Consider the following 9,781-nt stretch of genomic DNA (forward strand, 5'->3'; position numbering starts at 1 on the left):
CGCAAAAAAAATGGAGGCTCGTCCGTCTCCCGGCCGCTCAGCGCGCGACCGCCCTCACCTCCTGGAGCAGGTCGTCGATCGTGGTCCGCTCGAGGTCGCGCTCGAGCGCGCGCCGCGCCTGTTCGTAGTGACCGCTCAGCGCCGCGCGGATGGTGCGGCCGACGGGACAGCGCGGGTTGGGGGCGCTGCCGTGCAGCGGGAAGAGGTCGCCGCTCTCCACCGCCCGGAACACCTGCCGGAGCGTGATGTCGCGCGCGGCCGGCACGAGCCGCCACCCTCCCCCCGGCCCCCCCTGGGAGCGGACCAGCTTCGCCCTCCTGAGCAGCGCGAGCAGGCGCCGGATCACCACCGGGTTCGTGTTCACGCTCCCCGCGATGTACTCGGACGTCATCGGCTCGCCGCCCGCGCCGTAGGCGAGCAGCGTGAGGACGTGGATCGCGACCGTGAAGCGGCTGCTCGGCCTCATGACTCGCAACTGTACTAGTTACGGGTCACCGGACCGTCAAGCGTTTCCGTCTAGCCCGCCGAGCGCACGCGCTGGGGGAAGCTCACGCCCCTCGGCGCGGCCGGCCACGGCCCGGTCGCCGCCTTCGCGGTCGCCTGCTCCGCGCGGAAGCGGACGACGACCTCGTAGCAGCGCGAGCACGGGAAGAAGCGGGAGTACCGCGACTCGGGCCGACCGAGGACCGTGTGCCCGCAGGCCATCACCACGGCCGGGTGGCCGTTCTGCATCTCCCTGCGAACGATGCGTCGAAGAGGGAAATCGTGGTGCGGGTTCAGCTTCTTGCTGCCGTTGTTCAAGGGTTCTCCACCTTCCGAGAATTCGCGAGATTGCCGGGCGCTCCCCCCCGACGTCGCTCGCCCCCCGAGCGGCGTGTTCTACCCTACCTGGGGGGAACGCGCACCCGGGAGGACGAACGGGGGGCGGCCCCATTTGCGCTCGCCCCGCCGCTCTTCCACCCGGGCTACGGCGCCCGGCGTCGTCACTGGAGCGTGCCGCTCGAGGTGCTCAGCCGGTCGATGAGAGCCTGCATGTCCGAGATCGTGACGCCGGACCGGTTCGCCGACGACCCGACGAACGTGGTCATGGCAGTGGCGAGGCCCACGGTGCCCGCGTTCGGCTGCATCATGGTGCCGCCCATCATCCCGCCCATGCCGCCCATCGCGATGGGCGTCGAGCCCATCATGCCGTTCATCACCCCGTCGGACGCGTCCGACATCATCACCGTGACGAGGCTCGAGGAGTCCGTCATCCCGATGGTCTTCGCGTACTGCGACATGGCCCCGATGGTCATGCCGTAGTTCCTGCGGCTCTGATCCGCGCCCGTCCCCGAGCCGCTCTTCGCCGGGTCCATCGGCGGCGTGGTGAGGAGGTCGTCCACCATGAAGAAGCTGGCGACCGCGGCGTTGGCGGCCGCGAGGTTCGCCGCCGTCATCCCGCCCGACATCGCCTGCGCCCGCGCCTGCGCCATCGACGTGAGCGGCGTGATCTGCACCCCGCTCGTCGTCGCGCCCGCAGCGACGGACGGGACGCCGGCGGTCAACTCGTCGCCGGACAGCATCGTCATCGTGGCACCCGTGGCCTCGTCCACGAAGGCGCCGCCGGTCATCCGCAGCATGACCGGTCCGGCGAACGACCCGAGCGGGAGGCTGAAGTTGCCGGAGGAGTCCACGGGGGCGCTGCCCAGCTGCGCGCCGAGCGTCCCGCCGTCGATGGCGAACGCCGTCACCGTGCCGGCGCTCATCGTCCCCATGAACGCCGTGCCGCTCATCGTCCCGCTCCCGCCGGTGGTGCCGCCGCCGGCGCCGGGGAGCTGCCCGTTCGAGCCGGCGAGCCGATCGACGAGGGACTGCATGTCCGCCAGCGCCACGCCGGACCTGTTCATCGCGGACCCGACGAAGTCGCGCATCGCGGTGGCGAGCCCCGTGGTCCCGGCGGTGGCCTGCATGGTCCCGCCCATCATCCCGCCCATGCCCGTCATGGAGATGGGCGTCGAGCCCATCATGCCGTTCATCACCCCGTCGGACGCGTCCGTCCTCATCGCGGTGACGATGCCGGACGAGGCGGTCATCCCGAGCGTCCTCGCGTACTGCGACATGGCGGCGATCGCCATCCCGTAGTTCTTCTGATCCTGCGTCGCGCCGTTGCCGGAGCCCGCGACGAGCGGGTTCATGGGCGCGACGTGGAGGACGTCACTCACGGAGAAGTACGCGCCCATCGCCGAGTTGGCGGTCGCGATGTTCGCGGCCGTCATCCCGCCCGTCATGTTCTGCGCCCGCGCCTGCGCCATCGCGGTCATCGGCGTGACCTGGATGCCGCTGGTCGCGCCGCCCGCCGCGACCGCGGGGATGGCGGCGGTCATCACGTCGGCCGCCTGCATGGTCATCGGGTTGCCGGTGGCCTCGTCGGTGAAGGTGCCGCCGCCCGCCTGCAGCATCACCGGCCCCGCATAGTCGCCGATCGGGATCGTGAAGTTGCCGTTCGAGTCGGTGGTCCCCGCCCCGAGCTGGGCGCCCTTCGCCCCGCCGCTCATCCCGAACGCCTGGACGGTCGCCCCGCTCACCGGCCCTTTCACCACGGTGCCGCTGACGGTCCCTGCCGCCGGGGTCGTCGTCGTGCCGCCGCCGCCTCCTCCTCCGCCGCAGGCGAACAGGAACACGGCCGAGCCGACCACGCCGAGCATCCACATCCGGGAGTTCTTCACGGGAGCCTTCCTGGGGCCAGGCGAGCTGGTGCCCCATGCGCAGGTGGCACAGGCGCTGCGGATGACGCGCTTCGCACCTGATGTGAGTCAAGCGCCTCCGAAGCGGTTCGGGGACCAAACGATCCCCGTCAGCGCCGACAACCTCGTCAGCCCAGGTCAACGACGCAGCCCCGTCCCCTACTCCCCCTTTCCTGGGATGCGACACGTCTGGGACGCGGCCGGGAGCGATCGCGAGCCCTCCGGAGCGCCCGAACGCGCGGCCTGCAGCCCAGCGGCCTGCAGCCCAGCGGCTCGTCGGCACACCGGGCGGATGATGAGCAGCCGGCCCTCTGGGCGCTATTGCCGAGGTCCCGCCTGGCGCTCGTCGCTCAAGACGATGGGCGCCGCGCGCCGCCGCGTGTCCATCGCGAAGCACCTGCGACGAGCTCCACCGCATCGGAGTCGAAGCGCGCGCCGCGGGCTCCAGCCGCCCCCGCCCCGCGCAGCCACTCCGATCATCGGCGCTTCGGTGCCGTCACCTCACGGCGCCACGGCGAACACGAGGTCGTCGTGATCGTCGTAGAGGCCGGTCTCGATCACCTTGTTGGTGCCCGGCTCGATCACGGTTCCGGTGCCGCACGCCGCCACCGCGCCGCCGTAGCGGAAGCGCCCCCGGATCGCCTGTCGCGCGCCCGACGGGAGGACGTACTCCGCCGTGAGGAGCTGCGCGCCGGGCGCGGATGGCTTCAGCGTCGCGAACCAGACCCAGCTCGGGGCATCCGGCGTGGTCGTGTAGAACAGGTCGAGCGCGTCGTCGCTCCAGCCGGTGTAGGACCAGACCCGCGACTCGACGCGAGCGCGCTTCCCGGCGGTGAGCGCGAGGCCGTCCACCGACGACACCTTGAGCCAGTCGAGCGACTCGTCCTGGTGATAGACGCCCTGATCACCGTCGGTGCAGCTCGCGTGGATCGTGTTGGGCGCGTTCGGCTCGACCGGGATCCCGCGGCCGTCGATGAGGGCGCCGGTGTCGCAGAAGCTCTCCCCGGCGCTGCACGCCGGGACGCCGAGGCTCGCGTCGAGCGCCGCGTTCGCGGCGTTCTGCACGGTGAACCGGATCGTGGACGTCGCGGTGGCGTTCCCCGAGGTGTCGTACGCGGTGGCGGCGAGCGTGTGCCGGCCGTCCGCGACGGCGCTGGCGTCCCACAGCGCCTCGTAGAGCGGCGTGGCCCCTCCGCCCGGGAGCGGCTGCACGGGCGCCGCCACGAGCGCGCCGTCGACGCGGAACTCCACCCGGGTGACGCCCTGCGCGTCCTGGGCGGTGGCGCGGAGGTGCACCAAGCCGCCCACCGTGCCCCCGTCGAGCGGCGCCTGGAGCGCGACCACCGGTGCCACCGTGTCCGCCGGGCTGTCCACCGCGAAGACGAGGTCGTCGCGATCGCCCACTTCGCCGCCGCTGCACGTGCTCGGCCCGGGCTGGGCGAACCGGAAATTGGCGCGGATGACCTGCAGCGGCCCCGCAGGGAGCGTGAGGTCGAACACGTCCTCACCCGCGCCCGCAGCGGCGGGGGTGATGGTCCGGAGGAGTGTCCAGGTGGGGTTCCGGGCATCCGCCGCGTGCCAGACGTCGATCTGATCCGCCTCGTTCCCCACGTAGGCCCAGTAGCGGACCGAGACCTGCACGGTCCCGTTCGAGGCGAGCGCCCCCTGGTAGGCCTCGACCCGTAGGGAGTCGATGGACTCGGTGACGTGGTACGCGCTGCCCGCGCCGTCTCCGCAGGCGCCGCCGAGCGTGCTCGGCGGGTTCGCCTCGTGGCTCGCGGCGCCGTCGAGGAGGGTTCCGGACCAGCACCACGCCGCCGAGGAGGCGCACGCCGGCGCGCCGAGGGCGGCGTCGTACTCCGCGGTGGTGAGGTTCTTCACGGTGACCGGCACGGCCGCGCTCGCGGTGGAGTTGCCCACCAGGTCGAACGCGACCGCCACGAGCGAGTAGGCCCGGTTGTCCACCCCCGTCGTCGTCCACTGCAGCGCGTAGGCACCGTCGCCGGTGGCCGCAGCCTTGCCGAGAAAGACGTCGCCGGCCCAGACGTCCACGCGTTCGACCCCGGTCGGGTCACTCGCGTGGAGCTGGATCGAGACATCGCCGGTCACCGGGCCCGCGGCCGGCGCGTCGACCCCCACCACGGGGCCCGAGTTGTCCACCGTGACCTCGATCGAGGCCGAGCCCTCGAGCCCCGCGCGGTCGCGGGCTACCGCGCCGAGCGTCACCTTCCCGTCCGGTGTCCCCGCGGTGTTCCAGGCGATCTGGTAAGGCGCCGCGGAGCTCGTCCCGAGCGGCAGGGCCCCCGCGTCGAACGCCACGAGATCGATCACGCCGTCGTCGGTCGCGCTCGCGCCGACTGGGATGATGCCGTGCACGATCGCGCCCGCCGCGGGCTCGAGGAACGCGACGACCGGGCGGGTGGTGTCCAGGACCTGCACCGTGATCGCGGCGGGCGGCGACACGTTCCCGGACCGGTCGTACGCCCGCGCCTCGAGGGTCACCTCGCCGTTCGGGAGCAGGCCGGCGTTCCAGGTCAGGGTCCACCTACCGCCGACGAGGGCCGCGTTGCCCACGAACGCACCGGCGGCGAAGACCTCGACCCGATCGACGGCCTGGTCGTCTGCGGCGGACACCTGGATCGCCACCTCCCGGCCGCTGGCCGTGGCTCCGGGGGCCGGTGCGACGATCGAAGCCGTGGGGGGCACGTTGTCGAGGACGAGCGGCAGCGGCGTGCTCTGCGCCTGGTTGCCGCTCGCGTCCACCGCGACCGCGACCACCTCGACGGCGCCGCCGGCGAGAGCCCTCGTATCCCAGTCGATCGCCCAGGGCGGCGTGACGGCGGTGCCGAGGAGCTCGCCGCCGGAGAAGAACTGGACCGTCGCCACCCCGCGGCCATCCGAGGCGAGCGCCTCGAGGTGCACGAACCCGCCGACCACGGCGTCCTTCGCGGGTAGATCGATGGCCACCGACGGCGGCGTCGTGTCCACCGGGGTGACCACCACCGGATCGCTCGTGAAGGAGTTCCCGCTCTTGTCGTACGCGACCGCGCGGAGCGTGTGCGGCATCGCGCTCGCGGCGTTCGCGTCCCAGTTCGCCGCGTAGCCGCCTCCGATCAGCTCCGTCGCCGTCCCGATCACCACGCCGTCCGCGAGGAAGTCCACCCGCGCGATCGCCCCGCCGGCGTCGTCCCAGGCCGTCGCCCGGATCTGGACCTGGTTCTCCACCGGGCCGGCGACCGGCGCGTCGATCCGGACGAACGGCCGGGTGGTGTCCGGCGTCCCGGGCCGAACGGCGAAGGCGAGGTCGTCGTGATCGTCGTACGGGCCGCTCGAGCACTCCGCCGGCGCACCGCCGTAGTGGATGGCGGCGCGGACCGCCTGCTGCTTGCGCGAGGCCGTGCTCGGAAGTGCAGGGAGACGATACGTGAATCGGACCGTCTGCTCGCCGGCGATGGCGGGCTTGTGCGTCCCGAAGTACTGCCACACCGGGGCGCCGGCGTCGGCCGCGAAGTACAGGTCCACCCGGTCAGTCTCGTGATCCGGATAGGCCCACACCCGCACGTCCACGTCGACCCACTCCCCCTCCGCGAGGTCGGCCCCCGGGACGGAGGTCTGGACCTCGATCGCCTCGACGGATTCGTCCTGGCGGTAGGTGCCGGCGAGGCCGTCCGCGCACAGCGACCGGATCGTGTTCGGTGCATTCGCCTCCGGGCCCAGCGGGCCCCGGCCGGCGAGGAGCGCGCCCGAGGCGCAGCGCTGCCCCGGGTCCGCGCAAGCGGGCGCCTTCAGCTCCGGGTCGTACGCCGCGTTGCCGGGGTTCGTGACCGTGATCGTGATCGCGTGCTCGCCGACGTTGCCGGCGGCGTCGTAGGCGCGCGCGAGGACCGTGTGCGGTCCATTCGCGAACCGCGCCGTCGGCCAGCTCACCGCGTACCCGTCCGCCCCATCTGCGTCCCCGCCGAGGTAGACGCCGTCCACGAACACCGCCACCTGGCTGACGCCCGTCGGGTCCGCGGTGACGGAGACGGTCGCAGTCCCCGAGGCGACCGCGCCGTCGGCCGGCGCGGCGATGCGGACGCCGGGCGCGGTCGTATCCGCCGAGAGACCGGGCGCGATGAAGCCGACGTGGAGGAGCCGGTTCGGCGTCACGTCGCTCACACCCGCGAGGACTCCCAGCGTGGCGTTGCCGACGAGGGCGGCCGAGACGGTCGCGGGGGCGGCGTCCGGGCGCGCCTCGAGGAAGAGCGCGGCCGCGCCGGCGACGTGCGCGGCGGCCTGCGACGTCCCCGTCGCGAACCGGTGCGTCCCGTCGTTCCACGAGGAATACACCTGCGCCCCCGGAGCGAACAGGTCCACGCAGCGTCCCTGCGCGGAGGGCGCGAGCGCCGCGTCCTGGTAGGTGGTCGCGCCGACCGTCAGGGCCTCCGGCACCGCCGCGGGCAGGTGCCCGCAAGCGTCCACCGCGTCATTCCCCGCTGGCGCGACCACCGTCACCCCACTCTTCACCAGCTCCCGGACCACCGCCTCCAGGCTGGGCGACAGCCCCGCGGTGACCCCGACCAGCGCGACGGCCGGCGCCGCGTGGTGCTGCCGGATCCAGTCGAGCGCCTGGATCAGCGTCGAGACCGAGCCCACCCCGGCGCAGTCGAGGGCGCGAACGGAGTGCACCTTCGCCCCCGGTGCGACGCCGATCGTGGCGCCCGCCGCGACGCCGGCGAGGTGCGTGCCGTGGCCGTTGCAGTCGCCGTCGGACGGCCCCTCCGCGAACGACGCCGGCGCGTCGGCGCGGCCCGCGAGGTCGGGGTGGGCGAGGAGGACGCCCGTGTCCACCACATAGACGTTCACGCCCGCGCCAGTCGTCGCGGCCCGATACGCACCATCGAGGGTCGCGCTCCGCTGGTCGATCCGGTCCAGGTTCCAGGTGGCGGACGCCGCATGGACGCGCCCGTCCTCCTCGGCGACGCGCACCGCCGCGTCCTCCGCGAGCGCGATCGCGCGCTCCGGCGCGAGCTGGAGCGCGACCGCGTTCACCGGCGCGGGCACGTAGGCGAGGAACGTCCCGCCGTGGCGCGCCACGAGCGCGCGCGCCTCCGCCTCGCCGAGCCCGTCCACCAGGGTGGCGACGTACTGACCGGCGATCGGCTCTGCGGCACGGACGAGCTTGTCGGTCCGCTCGGGGGACTGCACCGAGGTGCCGTGGCTCCCCTGGCACGCGCTCGCGGCGATCGCGAGCACGAGGATGGCCTGTCGGATGCGCATGACGCTCCTCTGCGCGGCGCGGACCGGTTCGGCCGGCCCCCTCCCGCCGTCTGTTCTTCGCCCTAGCGGGCGGCCTGCTTCGACTTCTCGGCCTGGATCTGCGCGAGCGCCTCGTCGTCGATCTTCACGTCCGCCCGGGCCCACCGCGCGTCCAGGAACTCCTTCAGCGCCTTCTCGTGCCGCTCCGCGGTGAGCCGCGCGCGGATCCCCTCGCGCAGGTCCTCGAAGCGCGCCTCCTGCCCTTCCTCATGGGCGAGGACCTTCAGGAGCTGGAAGCCATGTTCCGTCTCGATCACGCGGTCCACGACCTGTCCCGGCTTCGCCGCGAACGCCGCCTCGGCGACCGCGTGCCCGAGCCGCGCCGCGAGCTCCTCGCGCGTCGCGAAGGGGAGCTCGCCCGCGGCAGGCCGGCTGCGAAGGTCGTCGGAGAGCGTGAGGGCGAGGCGGCCGAAGGCGTATTCGTCCTTCGCGTCGCGCAGCACGACCGGGAGCACCTTGTGCGCCTCGGCGCGCTTGCTCTCCCGGGCGGCGAGATCTCCCGCGGGCGCGAGCAGCGCGAGGTGCGCGACGCGGACGCGCTCGGGGCGGCCGAGCCGCGCCTTGTTTTCGTCGAAGAACTTCCGGACCTCATCGGCGGTCGGGAGCTGCTTCTTGAACGGCTCCTCGAACGCCTTCTCGAGCTGCAGCCGCGCAAGCTCGTCGGCGTAGCGGCGCAGGAACTCCGGACTGCGGTGGAGGCGGGCCTCCTCGGCGTCGAGCGCGAGCAGCCGGGTGCGGACCATTTGCTCGACCGCGGCGCGGCGCTGGGCCGGATCGGCGATGCCCGCCACCGCCGGGCGAACGTCATCGGCGCCGAGGGTGCCGCCGTCGAATCGCGCCGAAATGGCGTCCGCCGCGTCCGCGCGGAGAAGCAGGCCAGAGGGCGCAGTTGCACGGCCTACAGCAAACGCGCCCAGTATTCCGGCGAGGCCCATCGCAATTAACAGCCTCCGGTTCATGTTTGCCTTTTGACGATCCGCGCTCATGAAGCGCCCCGGTTCGTGGCTCGTGTTCATTCGATACCGCATCGTGGGTAGCGCTTCATCAACTCTGTCCACGATTCCGCTCCAACCAGCTCTCGCGGTTGAGGCGGCGAAGAATCGTGCACGCCGTCGCAGGCGTTTGGTGCGCGCTGGACATTCCAACAGCTCTCGTCGCGCCGTGCTTCGCGCTCATCGCGTCTCGCGGGCACTCTTGCCCAGCAGTTTCGCACCATCCGAGGCTCGGGTTCGGATGCAGGCGCCGATGCATCATTCCCCCTCTGATCTGATTGCCCGTCGCCTCTGGATCTTCGCCTTGAGTCTGATGGCGAGCTCTCGCGACTCGTCTAAACCGGTCTGCGCAATCTGCTCGACAAGGCTCTCAGCACGCTCTAGGCCGTGATTCTCCAGGGCGATCAGCAGCTGATGTGCGACGTGATCTTCGGATGACCAGTACCTCTCCAACGCAGAAATCAGGCGCGGGGTGGCACGATCCGAGAACGACTTCCCGAGCGCCCACGCGGCGGTCGAGGCGAGAGTCGGATACGCGTCCAGCACATCAGCGAGCACATCGATGATGTCATCGAATTCGGAGCGCGTGAGTCTCACCGCAAGCCAGTCCGGCGGGAGGCCGAGTTGCGCATAGCTCGGGTCGTCGTACCTGCTCATAGAAGCGCGTTCCAGCAAAAGCCCCAGGCAGGTAATCGTGTCAAGCGGAGTCTCGGCTCCGGCAGTTCGAACGCCATCTACGACATCCTTCACAATCAGGCTCATATCAAG

Annotated in this window: 6 protein-coding genes; all 6 read right to left on the reverse strand. The window is 72.1% G+C overall.

The window, feature by feature from the left end:
* Positions 1–37: 37 nt before the first annotated feature.
* Positions 38–466: an RrF2 family transcriptional regulator gene (locus MNZ27_RS08195; RefSeq protein ID WP_242393556.1), complete on the reverse strand. Its 429-nt coding sequence runs from the start codon at positions 464–466 to the stop codon at positions 38–40.
* 50 nt (positions 467–516) lie between these two features.
* Entirely contained in the window at positions 517–801 is a 285-nt protein-coding gene (locus MNZ27_RS08200) for a hypothetical protein (protein ID WP_242393557.1), read from the reverse strand.
* Between the two features lie 182 nt (positions 802–983).
* Positions 984–2,705 carry a carboxypeptidase-like regulatory domain-containing protein gene (locus MNZ27_RS08205; RefSeq protein ID WP_242393558.1) on the reverse strand — a complete coding sequence of 574 codons (1,722 nt, stop codon included), beginning with the start codon at positions 2,703–2,705 and terminating at the stop codon, positions 984–986.
* A gap of 519 nt (positions 2,706–3,224) precedes the next feature.
* Entirely contained in the window at positions 3,225–7,982 is a 4,758-nt protein-coding gene (locus MNZ27_RS08210; RefSeq protein WP_242393559.1) for an Ig-like domain-containing protein, read from the reverse strand.
* Between the two features lie 62 nt (positions 7,983–8,044).
* Complete coding sequence (locus MNZ27_RS08215; RefSeq protein ID WP_242393560.1) at positions 8,045–8,812, reverse strand: peptidylprolyl isomerase; 768 nt, start codon at positions 8,810–8,812, stop codon at positions 8,045–8,047.
* 459 nt (positions 8,813–9,271) lie between these two features.
* Positions 9,272–9,670 (reverse strand): HEAT repeat domain-containing protein, encoded by a 399-nt coding sequence (locus MNZ27_RS08220; protein WP_242393561.1) that lies wholly within the window; start codon positions 9,668–9,670, stop codon positions 9,272–9,274.
* Positions 9,671–9,781: the final 111 nt, after the last annotated feature.

Origin of the sequence: Anaeromyxobacter oryzisoli (assembly GCF_022690765.1) — a bacterium.
GTDB lineage: Bacteria > Myxococcota > Myxococcia > Myxococcales > Anaeromyxobacteraceae > Anaeromyxobacter > Anaeromyxobacter oryzisoli.

What these genes read in the sequence shown, in the direction of transcription:
- MNZ27_RS08195 (WP_242393556.1), bottom strand. Translation starts at nt 466, where the DNA reads ATGAGGCCGAGCAGCCGCTTCACGGTCGCGATCCACGTCCTCACGCTG.
- MNZ27_RS08210 (WP_242393559.1), bottom strand. Translation starts at nt 7,982, where the DNA reads ATGCGCATCCGACAGGCCATCCTCGTGCTCGCGATCGCCGCGAGCGCG.
- MNZ27_RS08220 (WP_242393561.1), bottom strand. Translation starts at nt 9,670, where the DNA reads ATGAGCAGGTACGACGACCCGAGCTATGCGCAACTCGGCCTCCCGCCG.